At 65.8% G+C, this 13,779-nt stretch carries 18 protein-coding genes; 15 read left to right on the forward strand and 3 right to left on the reverse strand.

Annotated features, from left to right (window positions below; translation table 11 throughout):
- Window positions 1-109 precede the first annotated feature (109 nt).
- Together CLM73_RS09720 and CLM73_RS09725 are read left to right on the forward strand one after the other, a co-directional pair.
- Window positions 110-364 (forward strand): hypothetical protein, encoded by a 255-nt coding sequence (locus CLM73_RS09720; RefSeq protein ID WP_105238251.1) that lies wholly within the window; start codon window positions 110-112, stop codon window positions 362-364.
- Between the two features lie 100 nt (window positions 365-464).
- Window positions 465-1,061: a YSC84-related protein gene (locus CLM73_RS09725; protein WP_056569718.1), complete on the forward strand. Its 597-nt coding sequence runs from the start codon at window positions 465-467 to the stop codon at window positions 1,059-1,061.
- A 97-nt stretch (window positions 1,062-1,158) separates the two neighbouring features.
- On the opposite strand, the gene CLM73_RS09730 is transcribed toward CLM73_RS09725, so the two are convergent.
- Together CLM73_RS09730 and CLM73_RS09735 are read right to left on the reverse strand one after the other, a co-directional pair.
- Window positions 1,159-1,392 carry a hypothetical protein gene (locus tag CLM73_RS09730; protein WP_056569720.1) on the reverse strand — a complete coding sequence of 78 codons (234 nt, stop codon included), beginning with the start codon at window positions 1,390-1,392 and terminating at the stop codon, window positions 1,159-1,161.
- Between the two features lie 126 nt (window positions 1,393-1,518).
- Entirely contained in the window at window positions 1,519-1,989 is a 471-nt protein-coding gene (locus CLM73_RS09735; RefSeq protein ID WP_006226939.1) for an Lrp/AsnC family transcriptional regulator, read from the reverse strand.
- A gap of 160 nt (window positions 1,990-2,149) precedes the next feature.
- Here CLM73_RS09735 and CLM73_RS09740 point away from each other — a divergent pair, with 160 nt between their 5' ends.
- The 12 genes from CLM73_RS09740 (at window position 2,150) to CLM73_RS09795 (ending at window position 11,798) form a co-directional block, all read left to right on the forward strand.
- On the forward strand, window positions 2,150-3,064 hold the full coding sequence (locus CLM73_RS09740; RefSeq protein ID WP_105238252.1) for a DMT family transporter: 915 nt from the start codon (window positions 2,150-2,152) through the stop codon (window positions 3,062-3,064).
- Window positions 3,065-3,127: 63 nt separating this feature from the next.
- Window positions 3,128-3,874, forward strand: coding sequence for a sulfite exporter TauE/SafE family protein (locus CLM73_RS09745; RefSeq protein ID WP_105241447.1), 747 nt, complete (start codon window positions 3,128-3,130; stop codon window positions 3,872-3,874).
- Window positions 3,875-3,943: 69 nt separating this feature from the next.
- Window positions 3,944-4,168: a hypothetical protein gene (locus tag CLM73_RS09750; RefSeq protein ID WP_056569723.1), complete on the forward strand. Its 225-nt coding sequence runs from the start codon at window positions 3,944-3,946 to the stop codon at window positions 4,166-4,168.
- A 326-nt stretch (window positions 4,169-4,494) separates the two neighbouring features.
- Window positions 4,495-4,707 (forward strand): hypothetical protein, encoded by a 213-nt coding sequence (locus CLM73_RS09755; protein WP_006218759.1) that lies wholly within the window; start codon window positions 4,495-4,497, stop codon window positions 4,705-4,707.
- A 147-nt stretch (window positions 4,708-4,854) separates the two neighbouring features.
- On the forward strand, window positions 4,855-5,961 hold the full coding sequence (locus CLM73_RS09760; RefSeq protein WP_105238253.1) for an AGE family epimerase/isomerase: 1,107 nt from the start codon (window positions 4,855-4,857) through the stop codon (window positions 5,959-5,961).
- A 99-nt stretch (window positions 5,962-6,060) separates the two neighbouring features.
- Window positions 6,061-6,276: a hypothetical protein gene (locus tag CLM73_RS29340; RefSeq protein ID WP_006388022.1), complete on the forward strand. Its 216-nt coding sequence runs from the start codon at window positions 6,061-6,063 to the stop codon at window positions 6,274-6,276.
- A gap of 200 nt (window positions 6,277-6,476) precedes the next feature.
- Window positions 6,477-6,803, forward strand: coding sequence for a hypothetical protein (locus CLM73_RS09770; protein ID WP_105238254.1), 327 nt, complete (start codon window positions 6,477-6,479; stop codon window positions 6,801-6,803).
- 139 nt (window positions 6,804-6,942) lie between these two features.
- A complete protein-coding gene (locus CLM73_RS09775) occupies window positions 6,943-7,974 on the forward strand; it encodes an ABC transporter substrate-binding protein (protein ID WP_105238255.1) in 1,032 nt (343 codons plus the stop codon).
- Window positions 7,961-8,977: an ABC transporter permease gene (locus tag CLM73_RS09780; protein ID WP_105238256.1), complete on the forward strand. Its 1,017-nt coding sequence runs from the start codon at window positions 7,961-7,963 to the stop codon at window positions 8,975-8,977. The genes CLM73_RS09775 and CLM73_RS09780 overlap by 14 nt, the downstream gene beginning before the upstream one ends.
- Entirely contained in the window at window positions 8,971-9,789 is an 819-nt protein-coding gene (locus CLM73_RS09785) for an ABC transporter ATP-binding protein (RefSeq protein WP_234015841.1), read from the forward strand. Before CLM73_RS09780 ends, CLM73_RS09785 begins: the two co-directional genes overlap by 7 nt.
- Window positions 9,790-9,806: 17 nt before the next feature.
- On the forward strand, window positions 9,807-11,219 hold the full coding sequence (locus CLM73_RS09790) for a c-type cytochrome (RefSeq protein ID WP_234015842.1): 1,413 nt from the start codon (window positions 9,807-9,809) through the stop codon (window positions 11,217-11,219).
- 45 nt (window positions 11,220-11,264) lie between these two features.
- Window positions 11,265-11,798, forward strand: coding sequence for an OsmC family protein (locus tag CLM73_RS09795; protein ID WP_105238257.1), 534 nt, complete (start codon window positions 11,265-11,267; stop codon window positions 11,796-11,798).
- A gap of 5 nt (window positions 11,799-11,803) precedes the next feature.
- Here the strand turns inward: CLM73_RS09795 and CLM73_RS09800 are convergent, their stop codons facing one another.
- Complete coding sequence (locus CLM73_RS09800; RefSeq protein ID WP_105238258.1) at window positions 11,804-12,646, reverse strand: LysR substrate-binding domain-containing protein; 843 nt, start codon at window positions 12,644-12,646, stop codon at window positions 11,804-11,806.
- Between the two features lie 111 nt (window positions 12,647-12,757).
- Here CLM73_RS09800 and CLM73_RS09805 point away from each other — a divergent pair, with 111 nt between their 5' ends.
- The gene (locus CLM73_RS09805; RefSeq protein ID WP_105238259.1) at window positions 12,758-13,741 is read left to right on the forward strand and encodes a bile acid:sodium symporter family protein; all 984 of its coding nucleotides are present in this window, start codon (window positions 12,758-12,760) and stop codon (window positions 13,739-13,741) included.
- Window positions 13,742-13,779: the final 38 nt, after the last annotated feature.

The raw sequence follows: 13,779 nt of genomic DNA on the forward strand, positions 1-13,779 counted from the left end.
CCTCGGCACTATGCGGATTAGTACGTTTTTACCCCTGAAAAACATTGCTTTTCAAGCCATTTTCTTTGGGGCATATTGCGGCCGGGCAGTCGGAATTCATAGGTGCAGCATGAGTGGGTGGCCACAGCGTCATATCGATGGTTTTCAAGTGTATTGCGAAGTCGTCGACTTGAAGACCGGCGTGCTGGCCATCGAGATACTGGTGTGCCGCAACGGCGATGAGGCGGCTGCGCGGCGCTGGTCGCTGCCCCGTTTCGTGACCTTCAACGATCCCGCCATTGCGCGGCGCCATGCCGAGTTGGTGCTGTCCGGCATTCTGTCGGTGGACGAGCACACCGGCGAACCCCGCTACGGAATTCTCTAGCGCCCGCTAGTGTTTTGTTTCGTTTATCACATTCGTGTGTCTTGTCGGATCTGGAATGCCCGGTACAGTTGTCAGTGCATGACAACAAAAGGAGAGTTCCATGTTCGACACTTTTCCTGTTCTCCGCCGCACCGGCATGGCCATCGCCATTGGCGCCGCCGGCCTGGTGTTTGCGGGCTGCACCACGACCACGCCTAGCAAGTCGCCGGCCGCCTCGACGTCCGAACAACGGCAGTCGATGAACAGCGCAGCCAACGCCACGCTCGCCAAGCTGTACGAAGCCGCTCCCCAATCCAAGGACCTCGTGGCGCGCGCCAAGGGCGTGCTGGTATTTCCGGACGTGCTGAGCGGCAGCTTCATCGTGGGCGCCGAACACGGCAAGGGCGTGCTGCGCGTGGGCGGCCAGAATGCGGGCTACTACAGCACGACGGCGGGCTCGATCGGCTTCCAGGCCGGCGCGCAGTCGAAGGCCATGGTCCTGCTCTTCATGACGGATGACGCCTTGAACAAGTTCCGCAACAGCAGCGGCTGGACCGTGGGTGCGGACGCGACGGTGGCGGTGGTCAACATCGGCGCCAATGGCCGCATCGACACCAACACGGCCCAGCAGCCGGTGGTGGGTTTCGTGATGAACAACGGTGGCCTGATGGCCGGCGTGTCGCTCGCGGGCACGAAGATCTCGAAGCTCGACCGCTGATCGGGCAAGCGCCCAGTCAAGACGCCGCGGATTCTTCCGCGGCGTTTTGTTTTGCTGCGGGGCGGGATGGACCCGCCGCGCAGGTTGTGCCGGCCGTTCAGCCGATCACGTTGTCGCTGTTGTTGCGCAGGGCTGCCTCGCGATCGATCTCGGCTTGCTCGATGTTCGGATCCAGCCCGCGCCAGCGCAGGATGTGGCCGCGCTCTTCTTCGGGCTCCCAGCCCAACATGCCATAGCGCGTGATTTCGGTTTCGCCGGTGGCGAACTCCACTTCAAAGTAACCCTGACGATCGGGTAGCGAATTGCCGGGGAACCATTCGGTTTCGGGCATGGTTTGCTCCTTGCTAAGCGATGGGAGGGATGCTGGCGCCGATCGGGAAAAAGCCGGCGTCAGGCGTTTTCATTGTGGGCTTGCCGCCGCAATCCCGCAAGCGCGGGATGGATACCAGATGCGGCGTCAGGCAAGCGGCACGGCGGTGGTGTAGAGCACCTGCTTGAGGGCAAAGCTGGAACGGATGCTGGCCACGCCGGGGATGCGCGTGATGTGTTCGACGATCAGTCTTTCCAGCGCGTCGACATCGGGTACGAGCGCGCGGATCAGATAGTCCGCGTCGCCCGACATCAGGTAGCACTCCATGATTTCGGGGAGCACCGCGATCTCCCGTTCAAACACGTCCAGCGCAGCCTTGCGCTGCTTGTCCAGCGAGATCTGGATGAAGACGTTCACCTTCAGACCCAGTTTGCGCGCGTTCAGCAGCGTGACCCGCCGATCGATGAGCCCTTCGGTCTCCAGGCGCCGCACGCGCGCCAGGCACGGCGATGCGGACAGGTTCACGCGCGCGGCCAGCTCAACGTTCGTGAGCCGCGCGTCGCGCTGAAGTTCGTTCAGGATGCGGATGTCGGTGGCATCCAGGTTGATTTCCGGCATAAGTGACCTTCAGGCAGCAGGTTGGCAGTGCATCTGTGCTGAGTATGCCGGTTATGGGCGCAGAAAGCGGTGAAAAATGCTGGGGTTTACCCTATAGACTGTTCCGTCCTTCGGTCATATGGCCGAATCGCAGAATAATCAGCGGCAGAGCAGGGTAGTAATGAGTCAGCAAGGCAGTATTCGCAAGTTTCTTCCGCTCGTGGGTGCGGTTGCCATCTGGGGCGGAAACTGGCCCGTGATGAAGCTGGGCCTGGCGCACATGAGCCCGTTGTGGCTGGCCGCCAGCCGATTCGGATCCGCCGCGCTGATCAGCGTGCTCGTGCTTGCGGTGCTGGGACGCCTGCGTCTGCCGACGCGCCAGGAATGGCCGCTGGTGGCGGGCGTGGCCTTGCTGCAGATGGGCGCTTTTACGGCGCTCGCACTGTGGGCGTTGCAGTACGTGGCGCCCGGACGCGCCTCGGTCATCGCCTACGCGACGTCCATCTGGGTGATCCCGCTGTCATCGCTGATCCTGAAGGAACGTCTGTCGATCGGGCAATGGCTGGCGACGGCGCTCAGCTACGCCGGCATCGGCGTCATCGTGGCGCCCGCATTCAGTCCGTGGCAGGCGCATACCGTCATCGGTCTCGTGATGTTGCTGGGCGCGTCGTTTGCCTGGGCCTGCAACATCATCCAGTTGCGCGCCAACCGCCACGTGCGGCTGGGCGCCGACATGATTCCGTGGCAGACCGCGATGGCCACGATCCCGCTGGCCGCGCTGGCATGGATGCGCGATGGCGCGCCGACCTTTCTGGGCGATGCGCAGGCCTGGCCGCTGATTCTGTACACCGGACCGCTCGCCACGGCGCTGACGTTCATCGTCGTGCTGGGCATGACGCAGAAGCTGCCGCCGGCCGCAACTTCCATCGCGATGCTGTGCGTGCCGGTGATCGGATTGATCGTGTCGTCGGTCGTGTTCCACGAGCAGATCTCGGCGGACCTGGCGCTCGGTCTTGCCCTCATCGCCGCCAGCGTGGCGGCCTCCGCGCTGGCCACGCGCCTGCGGCGTTCGCCGCTTGCGCTGCGTCCTTCCTAGAACGCACTAGAATGGCGTGCGCCGGAAATGGTGCCGGCCGGTGATGCGGAACGCGCTGCAGATATGGACTCGTTATATGTAGTGGTCGTGGTCGGAGCAATGGCCGCGGGCTTTGTGCAAGGCCTGTCGGGCTTTGGCTTCGGCATGGTGGCCATGTCGTTCTGGGCCTGGACCGTAGATCCGCGGCTCGCCGCGGCGATGGCGGTGTTCGGCGCGCTGACCGGTCAGTTGCTGGCGGCTTTCACCGTGCGCCGGGGCTTTGCGATGGCGCATCTGCTGCCGTTCATCGTCGGCGGTTTGCTCGGCATTCCGCTGGGCGTGAAGGTGTTGCCGCATCTCGATCCCTTGGTGTTCAAGGCCTTCATCGGCGGGCTGCTCGCCATCTGGTGTCCGATCATGCTGTTCGCCGCGCGCATTCCGCGCATCACGGTGGGTGGCAAGGTAGCCGACGGCGTGGCCGGCGCCATTGGCGGCGTCATGGGCGGACTGGGCGGGTTTACCGGCGTGATTCCCACGTTGTGGTGCACCTTGCGCGGCTTTGATCGCGACGTGCAGCGCGCGGTGATCCAGAACTTCAACCTGTCGATGCTGATGGTGACGATGGCGGGTTATGTGCTGACCGGTGTGGTCACGCGCGACATGCTGCCGCTGTTTGCGCTGATCGTGCCCGCGATGCTGGTGCCGACACTATGGGGCACGCGCGTTTATGTGGGCATCAGCGATGTCGCGTTTCGACGTGTAGTGCTGGGTCTGTTGACGATATCCGGCGTTGCGCTGCTTGCGTCGTCAGTGCCCCGCCTGCTGTCCTGAGTGCCTGCGCCACGCGGCGGCGGGGCTTGACCGGCATGCTATCGTTGAGCATTCAAGAGAGAACCACGCATGGCATTGCATCGTTTCGAAAAGGGCGAACTGGGACATTGGCTGCGCGTCGTGGCCGACAATAACGAGCCCGGCGCGGTCCAGACCGACGTGCCCGCGCACGTCGCCCAAGCACTGGAGACCTTGCGCTGCATCGAGTCCGGCCCCGACGGCCGCTGGCTCATCACCGACAAGGGCAGACTCTCGCTTCGCATGGAAGAGCCGGGCGCCATCCATTTGCGCTAAGCCTTTGCGATTATCTCGCCCGTACGGCAATCGCCGCCTTACGCAAGTCACGAGATTCTTCATTCAGACCGCTTCAGCCTGATTGCTGCAAGGTTGCGAATGTTTTCGCAGTATTTCGTGCTCCATGCCTTCGCCACTGAGCGGCAAGGCATATCCTGAGACGGAATGTGCGAATTGACATCTTTCGGACGTATCCGGCCTCGCGTCCGGCCAGTAAGATGAACTTTGCGTGACGGTTGCAGGTCTATTGTCTTGCGCGGGAAATTTTGTCCCTTCGCACGTCACGCGTGGTTCGCGCGTTTAGGTAACCGACTGGGAGGTAGCACATGCAGCATCGTGACCAGGAAGTACTGATCGACGTTTCCACAGCGGCCATGGATACCGGCGGATATGGCGTATTGCTGACGGTTACGGCTGAGGGCGGCACCGAAGTGGATGCCGCATTTTCCCACTTGGGCAACTGCGCTTCGTTGGACGAAGCTCGTGATCGCGCGGAAATCTTCGCGCAAAACTGGGTAGAGGAAAATATCTTCCGATAGGGCTTGCACCCTGGACGGAGCTGATCGGCACGACCGGTCTGTGTGTGCATGAGCACGTGGCGGATACTCTCGAGATGGCGACGACGATTTCGGTTATCGTTGCTGCTCCAAAACCTGGGGCCCTCATCGGGTATGCGTCGTTCCAAGATGACTGCCGCACAGACCAATTCCTTTCTTGCGGATGATATCCGCGCGCTGCGGGCGCATTTTGATTCGGTCGTGTTGCCCATGTGGTTGGGCCGCGGATTCAACGAGTCGCTTGGCCTGCCTTACGAATCTCTGAATTCCTCCAGCGGTGAACCGCTGCCCGCGACGCGTTATCGCGCGATGGCCTGTGCGCGCCAGTTGTATGTCTTTGCGCAGGCACCCGGCGAGGCCGCCGCGCAGCATGCGGACCGGTTGTTCGAATCCCTGCGGCGCGTGTTTCAGGACGAGCACGGCGGCTGGCGCTACAGCGTTGATGCGCAAGGGCAGCCGCTGGACGACACCCAGGACCTGTATACGCATGCGTTCATCGTGTTGGCCGCTTCCGCGTATTTCCGGCGCAGCCGCAACGCCTCGGCGCGCAAGCTGATGCTGGCCACGGCGCGCACGATCGAAGCGCGTTTCAAGACCGACGATTCGCTGTATCACGCGGCGCTTAGCGCGGACTTCTCGCAGCCGTTGAAACCGCCGGCGCAAAACCCAATGATGCATCTGACCGAAGCCTATCTGGCCGCGGCGCAGGTGGCCGAACCCGCCTGGTTTGCGCAGCATCTGCGCGAGCTTGCCCAAGGCATCAGCCAGTTCTTCGTGCATGCGCCGACGCAATGCGTGTCGGAAGCTTTGCAGGGCAGCGCCGGGAACCGGCTGGAGCCCGGCCATCAGTTTGAATGGTTGTCGCTGGTGCATGAATCGGCGCAGGTTTTTGAAGGCCTGGACCTTGCGGAGTCGCTGCCGCGTGCCGTGCAGTGGTCGCGCGATCATGGCGTCGATACCGCAGGCGTGATTGCATCGCTGGACGAGTCCGGCAAGGTGATCGACGCTACGCGCCGGATCTGGGCGCAGACGGAATACCTGCGGGCGCTGGCAGTAATGGGCGATCTGCCCGCGCTGCAGACGGCATTGGTTGGCTTTCGCAGCCGCTTCCTTCACCCGGGCGGCTGGCACGAGTGCCTGGATACAAATGGAAACGTGACGCGGGCCGATATGCCCTCAACTTCGCCGTATCACCTGGCTACGTGCCTGACGGCGTTACAAAACGTTGTTTGCTAATCACGTTAACAATTTAGTTCCCACTGTGTCGCCGATTTAATAGAAAGACATTGGTGAAATCCCTTACAATTTGCTAACACTGTTTGTGGGGAAGCATCAATGAGCGTTATGTGCTTGGCTTGCCAACGCATTAACCCAGGACTTGCAGGCGTTGCGCCGCATTCGCACCTGGGACATCAAGGATTTACCAACCCAACGCAGAAGGGCCGGGAGGAAAGCCGCGAAGACCACTTCCGCTGCCTGAATTGCGGCGCGAAATGGCTGCGCGAGACCGACAAGTGGGGCGTGGACCTGGGCTTCAAGCTCGCGCCCTGATCGGTTTTCACCGGCACTCGTACGACACGGGCCCCTTCATGGGGCCCGTTGCTTTGGGGCGCATGCGGCAGGCGGCTGCACGCAAAGGAATGACGGCGCGCGGACCGGGATTCGCGGCCGTTTCACACTTAAGTTTTCTTGCGGCAGGCCGTTGTGGGACGTGTCGGTGCGCCTGCATGAACGCGCCCAAGGAAACCGCAATGTCCGAGAAGATCATCAATGGATTTTCAGTGGTCGCGTATGCGACCCAGCCCGAGGGGCGCATTCCCCCGCGTGCGTTTCTGGAGACGCGGCGTCTACCTGTGAAGGCGGCTGTGCCAGCGAAAATCGCCGCAACTGCGACGACTGCCGAAGATGCGGCGCCCGCCGCCGAGCCGGCCGCGCCCGAGCCTGAAAGCGTGGCGTTCGAGATTTTCGTGAGCCGGCGTTTTCGCAGCACGATCGAAGCGATGTCGGCTGCGCGCAACGCGCTGGACCGCGTGAAGTCCGTCGATGCGGACGGCGTGCCGGACCCGATGCCCGAGTAGCTATCCGGTCAGATCCGCGCGCGCCGGGAGCCCGCGCCCATATTGTTATCCCGACTTTGTATTTGTCTAACGCCTGAGCCCAGGCCGATGATGCCTCCTGGCAATCGTCGCCATTCTGGGTCTCTCAAAAGGAAGGTTGATGAATACGAAAGTCCATTCGGGCGCCGCTGCGGCGCACGGGATTTCTCGCCGCGCGCTGCTGCGCGCGGCTGGCGCCGCGGGGTTGGCCGCGCCGCTGGGCATGCTGGGCTCCCGCGTGCTGGCGGCCAATGCCGCGCCGCGCACGTTCAAGATCGCGTGGAGCCAGACCGCGGTGTGCCAGTCGCCGGTGTCGGTGGCGCTGGAGCGCGGCTTCTTCGACAAATACAACCTCAAGGTCGAACGCATCAATTTCAGCGGGTCCACGGACCAGTTGCTGGAAGCGATTGCGACGGGCCATGCCGATGGCGGCATCGGCATGGCGCTGCGCTGGCTCAAGCCGCTGGAGCAGGGCTTTGACGTGAAGCTGGCGGTGGGCACGCACGGCGGCTGCATGCGGCTGTTGACGGCCGAGGATTCGCCGATCAAGACCGTGAACGATCTGAAGGGCCGCCGCGTGGCCGTGTCCGATCAGGCCAGTCCCGTGAAGAACTTCTTTGCGATCCGCGTGGCGCAGCTGGGCATCGACCCCGAGTCCGTGGATTGGCGCCAGTATCCGCAGGACCTCTTTGGCGAAGTGCTGAGAAAGGGCGAGGTGGACGCCATTGCGGGCGACGACCCGTTGATCTACACCCTGCGCGAGGACAACAAGCTGCGCGAGATCGCCACCAACATCGAGGGCGATTACGAGAACCGCACCTGCTGCGTGCTGGGCCTGCGCGGCGATCTGGTCCGTAAGGATCCGGAGTCGGCGGCGGCCATCGCGCGCGCGGTGATCGACGCGCAGCGCTGGACGGCATCGAACCCAGACGAGACCGCGCGCATCTTTGCGCCGTACGTGCCCGGCAAGGTGCCGCCCGAGCGCGTGGCCGCGATCCTGCGCAGCCATAGCCACGGCCACGCCTCGACCGGCGCGGCGTTGCGCGAGGAGATCGTGGGATACGCCAAGGACCTGAAGACCATCAAGGTTCTCAGCGCCAGCCTGGACATCAACAAGTATGCGCAAGCGGTGGTGCCCAATGTCCTCGGCTGATGCGTTGACGGTGGGGGCTGCGGGCCATGCGCCCGGCGTCGTGGGTTGGCGGCTCTGGAAGACCGGCGTGGCCGCCGCGGCGCTGTGGGCGGGCGTGGGCGGCATCACGCTTGCGTGGCCCAACGTGGAGGTCGGCTTCACGTCGTGGGGATACACGCGGGAGTTCGGCGTGGCGGCGTTGGCGCTGGCCGTCCTGCTGCTGCTGGCCGCCGTGTCGGGCGCGGAGCGGCTGCGGCCGATTCGTGCGCTGCACAGGGCCGGGCCGTGGCTGCTGGCGCTGGCGGTGGCGGTGGGCGCATGGGAAATCGCGACGGCCAAGGTCGCGCTGCTGCCCAGCCCGTTCTTCGCGCCGCCGCAGTCGCTGATCGAGGTCTATGTGTCGGACTACAAGCGTCTGGCCGATAGCCTCGTCAATTCGCTGTGGCTGCTGGCGAACGGCTTTGTGCTGGGCGCGGCGGCCGGGTTTCTGACCGGCGTCGCGATCGGCTGGTCGCGCGGGCTGGGGTACTGGGTGCATCCGGTGCTGCGGTTTCTGGGACCGGTGCCGTCGACGGCGCTGCTGCCGATGGCGTTCTTCTTCTTTCCCTCCAGTTGGTCCGCGGCCGTGTTCCTGATCGCGCTGGCAACGTGGTTTCCAGTGACCGTGCTGACGTGGTCGGGCGTGGCGGGCGTGAACCGCGCGTATTACGACGTGGCGCGCACGATGGGCGCCAATGAATGGTTTCTGGTGCTGCGCGTGGCGATCCCGGCGGCCTTGCCGCAGGTGTTCGTGGGCCTGTTCATGGGGCTGGGCGCGTCGTTCTCGGTGCTGGTGGCGGCCGAGATGATGGGCGTGAAGTCGGGACTGGGATGGTATCTGTCCTGGGCGCAGGGCTGGGCCTCGTACGCCAACATGTACGGCGCGCTGATCGTGATGGCGCTGGTGTTCTCCGGGCTGATCACGTTGCTGTTCCTGGGCCGCGACCGTCTCCTGGCCTGGCAGAAGGGAGTCGTGAAATGGTAGCCATTGCAACGGCGCACGCCAGCGCCCCGACTGCCAGCCCCCCCACTGCCGCCGCGCGCGGGGCCGCGCTGGCGGTGCGTGGCGTGGATCATCATTTCGATCTGGACGGCGCGGCGCTGCCGGTGCTCGACGGCATCGATCTGGAGGTCAAACCCGGCGAGTTCGTCGCGTTGCTGGGACCCAGCGGGTGCGGCAAGTCGACGCTGCTGCGGCTGGTGGCCGGGTTGGAACCGCCCGCACAAGGCGATCTGCTGGCCGACGGCGCGGCGATTGAAGGCCCGTCGCCGTCGCGCATCGTTGTCTTCCAGGACCCGACGCTGTATCCGTGGCGCACGGTCTGGAACAACGTGGCGCTGGGCCTGCAGGCGCGGGGCCTCTTGAAGACGCAGCGGCACCGTGTGGACGATGCGCTGCAACGGGTGGGACTGGCGGCGTTCAGTCAGGCCTATCCGCATCAGCTGTCGGGTGGCATGGCGCAGCGCGCGGCGCTGGCGCGCGCGCTGGTGAACGATCCGCGCATCCTGATCCTGGACGAACCGTTGGGCAAGCTGGATTCGCTGACGCGCATCGCCATGCAGTCGGAGCTGGTCGAGCTGTGGCAGCGCTCGGGCTTTACCGCCTTGCTGGTCACGCATGACGTCGAGGAGGCCCTGTTCATGGCGTCGCGCATCGTGGTGCTGAGCGAACGGCCCGCGCGCATCAAGGACGAGATCGTCAATGACCTGCCGTACCCGCGCCATCGGGGCGATCCGCGGTTGGCGGCGTTGCGGCATCGCGCGCTGGCCCTCTTGGGGCTGGATGCGACGTGGTGAGCGCGGCGGGGCTTGCGATGGCCGCCGCCGTGGTGGGCGGCGCATTGATGGTGTGGTCGGCGGTGGCGGGCAAGGCGGCCGGGGCAGGGCGGGGCGCTGTCCTGCGCCTGCCGTGGCTCGCTGGCGGGGCGTTCGTGGCGTGCGCCGTACTGCTGGCCTTGGCCTGGCAAGCAGTGCCCGGATTGCCTGGATTGCTGGGTTCGCGCGTGGGACATCTGGCGCTGGGGTTGGCGGCCCTCCTGCTCTTGACGGGCCTGGCCGCGGCATGGCTGCACAGCCGCGCGGGCGAGGTGGCTGCGGCCGCCAGACCGGCGTGGCGGCGCGGCGTGGCGGCCGCGATGGGCGCGTTGGGGCTGTTGGTGTCGCTGCTTGCCCTGTCGATCTGGCGCCAGCCCGTGGACGCGTTGGCGCTGGTGTCCTGGCCATTTGCCTGGCGGTACGACCCGGACCTGCCCGTCAGCCCGCATACCTGGAACCGGCTGTGGCTGGCGCTGGCGCAAAGCGCGGTGGCAGGGGCATTGCTGGTGGCCGCCCTGTTCGCGCGGCGATGGCGGCTTGCGCTGCTGGCGGTTGCCGCCGCGCTGGCGCTGGCGACGAGCTGGCCGCCGCCGCGCCTGCTGCTGACCGAGGCGCGGGACACTTCCTATCAACGCTCGCCGCTGGCGTTTTCTGACGCGAACGTGCTGCAAGGCGGCCGGCTGTATGCGCGGCATTGCGCATCGTGTCACGGCGCGGCGGCGGATGGGCGTGGGCCGCTGGCCGCCAGTTTGCCCGTGTGGCCTAGCGTGCTGGGTGCGGCGCTATTCGACAATCGGCTGGAAGGTGAGCTGTATTGGCGGCTGGCCCACGGCGGGCATGCGCCGGCCGAACGCGCCATGCACGCCCTGGACGCCGCGCTGCGGCCGGACGAGGTCTGGCAGGTGCTGGACTTCCTGCGCCTGCATGCCTACGGGACGAGCGGTGGCGCGGGCATGCCGGCGATTTCCGCGCCGGTGGTGGCGGTGAGCTGCAGGGACGGCCGCGCGGACCGGCTCACCGGTCTGCGCGGCTTGCCCGTGCGCGTCGTGGCGCAGGCGGCAGGCGCCCCGGCCGAACCGCAGGATCCGCGTCTGTTGACGGTGGCGCTGACGCGCGGCCGCACAAGCGCCGCGGATGCCGATTGCGTGGCGGCGGACCCTGCGGCGTGGGACGCCTATGCCTTGGCTGCGGGCGTGCCGCCGGACGGCCTGGCGGGCGCGCAGTTCCTGGTGGACCGCCGCGGCTGGCTGCGCGCGCGCCTGCTGCCGCACGCCGCGCCGGAGTGGACCAGCGCCGACGACGTCTGCGGGCCGGGCGGTCGCATGGAGGCCGGCAACGCGCGCGGCCTGGGCGAGATTCTGCTGGCGATGGATCGTGCACCCATCGTCATGACCGACCTGCGGCGCCACTGAGCCGCGCGTCCTTCGCACGTTTTTCTTCCAAGCGAGGTCTGCAAGATGAGTACGTTGAACGAGTATCTGGACCAGAAGCGCGCCGCCGTATTGCTGCGCAACGGGCGCGACCCGAAAACCGTCGAGCCGGTGAAGCTGCGCGCGCACGTCAGCGCGGAAGGGCGCAGCGGCGTGCGGCGCATCCGCATTCGCGATCATCAGGTGGTGAGCGACAGCCCCGCCGATTTCGCGGGGTACGACCTGGGGCCGAGTTCGCCCGAACTGCTGCTGGGATCGTTGGGCAGTTGCCTGACCCACATCTTTCTCATCAAGGCGGCGGAGCTGGAACTGCCGCTGGAGTCGCTGGAGGTGTCGATCGAAGGCGACCTGGATCCGCGCGGCGGCAAGCCGGGGTACGAGGCGGTGCCGTTCTTTCCGCACAACATCCGCTACACGGCGCACATCGTGTCGCCGGCGGACGAGCACGCGGTGCGCGCCGTGCACGAGGCGGTGGAGGCGTGGTGCCCGATCCTGAATCTGCTCAAGCAGCCGCAGGCGTTGCACGGCAGCGTCGAGCACACGCGGTCCGCGCCGCAATAGGGCCGTCAGGTCAAGGTGCTGCGCATCAGGATCTCGGTCAGCGCGCGAGTGGGTTTGCCCGGCGCGGGAGCCGAGATGACGATGAACTCCACCGGCGGCAGGGCGGGCAGATTGGCGGCGCCCGCGGGCGCCGACAGGCCTGCGGTGGACAGGTGCGAGGGCTGCACGGTGATGCCCAATCCCGCACGCGCGGCCGCCTGGCAGCCCGCGTAACTGGTGCTGGTGCAGACGATCTGCCAGCTGCGGCCAGCTCGGGCCAGCGCGTCGAGCGCCAGCGTGCGCGTCACGCTGGGCTCGCGCAACAGGATCAAGGGAAGGGGCTCGTCGGGATCCACGCGCAGGCCTTCCTTGGCGCGCCACAGCAGCGCCTCCTTGTGCAGCGTCTGGCCGCGGCGGTCGCCGCGCCGGCGCTTGCCGATCATCACGTCCAGGCGGTTGTCGTCCAGCAGTTTGTAGAGGTCGCTGGTGACGCCGATGGTCAGGTCCAGCTCGACTTCGGGATGCGCCAGGCGAAACGCCGCCAGGACATCGGGCAGGGGACCCATCGCCAGATCGTCCGAGGTGCCCAGCCGGATCCGGCCGCGCAGCCGGGGCGCGTCGAAGAGGCGCTCGGCCTTTTCGTGCGCGGCCAGGATGATCTCGGCATGCACGAGCAGGCTGCGGCCGTCGCTGGTCAGCGCGAGCGAATGGGTGTCGCGCTGGAACAGGCGCCGATTCACGGCCTGTTCGAGCTGGCGGATGTGTTCGCTGACGGTGGGCTGGGTCAGTCCCAGCCGGCGCGCGGCTTCGGTGAAGCTGGGCGCGCCGGCGGCTGCCGCGAAGGTCTTGAGCCAGAGGGGATTGAGCATGGTTGGGCTGCGGTCATAGCAATTTCCGATGACAGTTAAAGTACCCAGTGGCCTTCACGATGGCAAGGGCCGCGCCTATAGTGGGCGAAATTTTCCGGATTTGCCTTTGCCATGCGCCGCTTCCTGCCCGACCAGTTCACGCTCATCCTGATCGCCACCGTGGCGTTCGCCAGTTTTTTCCCGGCCGTGGGCAAGGGCGCCACGTTCATGATGGTGGCGAGCAACGTGGCGATCTCGCTGCTGTTTTTCCTGCACGGCGCGCGGCTGTCCACGGATGCCATCGTGTCTGGCGTGAAGGACGTGCGCTTGCACGGGCTGATCCTGGCCTGCACTTTTCTCCTGTTTCCTGCGCTGGGCCTGGGCCTGCGCGCGCTGTTTCCCGGGCTGCTGACGCCGTCGCTGTGGATCGGCGTGCTGTTCGTCTGCACGCTGTCGTCCACCGTGCAGTCGTCGATCGCGTTCACGTCCATGGCGCGCGGCAACGTGCCGGGCGCGATCTGCGCGGCGACAGCCTCCAATCTGCTGGGCACCGTGCTGACGCCGCTGCTGGTGGCGGTGCTGCTGCATCGCCAGGGCGGCGGGCATGGGCTGGCCGATGCCGGCCGCATCCTGTTGCAGCTGCTGCTGCCGTTCGCGGTGGGCAGCCTGCTGCGTCCGTGGATCGGGGCATGGGCGCTGCGCAACAGCCGCACGCTATCCAAGGTGGATCGCAGCTCGATCCTGCTGGCCGTCTACACCGCGTTCAGCGAGGCCGTCGCGCAGGGCATCTGGCATGCGTTTCCGGCCATTGATCTTGCGACCATGGTGCTGGTGAACGCGGTGTTGCTGGGGGCGGTGCTGGGGATCACGACTTGGGGCAGCCGCAAGCTGGGGCTGAGCAAGGAGAACGAGATCACGCTGGTGTTCTGCGGATCGAAGAAGTCGCTGGCTTCCGGCATTCCGCTTGCGACCGTGCTGTTCGGCACGTCGCAGATGGGTGTGGTGGTGCTGCCGCTGATGATTTTTCACCAGATGCAGCTGATGGTTTGCGCGGTGCTGGCGCGGCGTTATGCCGAGCGGGCGGAACCGGTGCAGGCGGTGGCGGCGCGGGCGTAAAGCCGGGCGAAAATCCGAACCATTGCGCCGCGCCGGAA

Source organism: Achromobacter spanius, assembly GCF_002966795.1.
In the GTDB taxonomy this organism is placed as follows: domain Bacteria; phylum Pseudomonadota; class Gammaproteobacteria; order Burkholderiales; family Burkholderiaceae_B; genus Achromobacter; species Achromobacter spanius_D.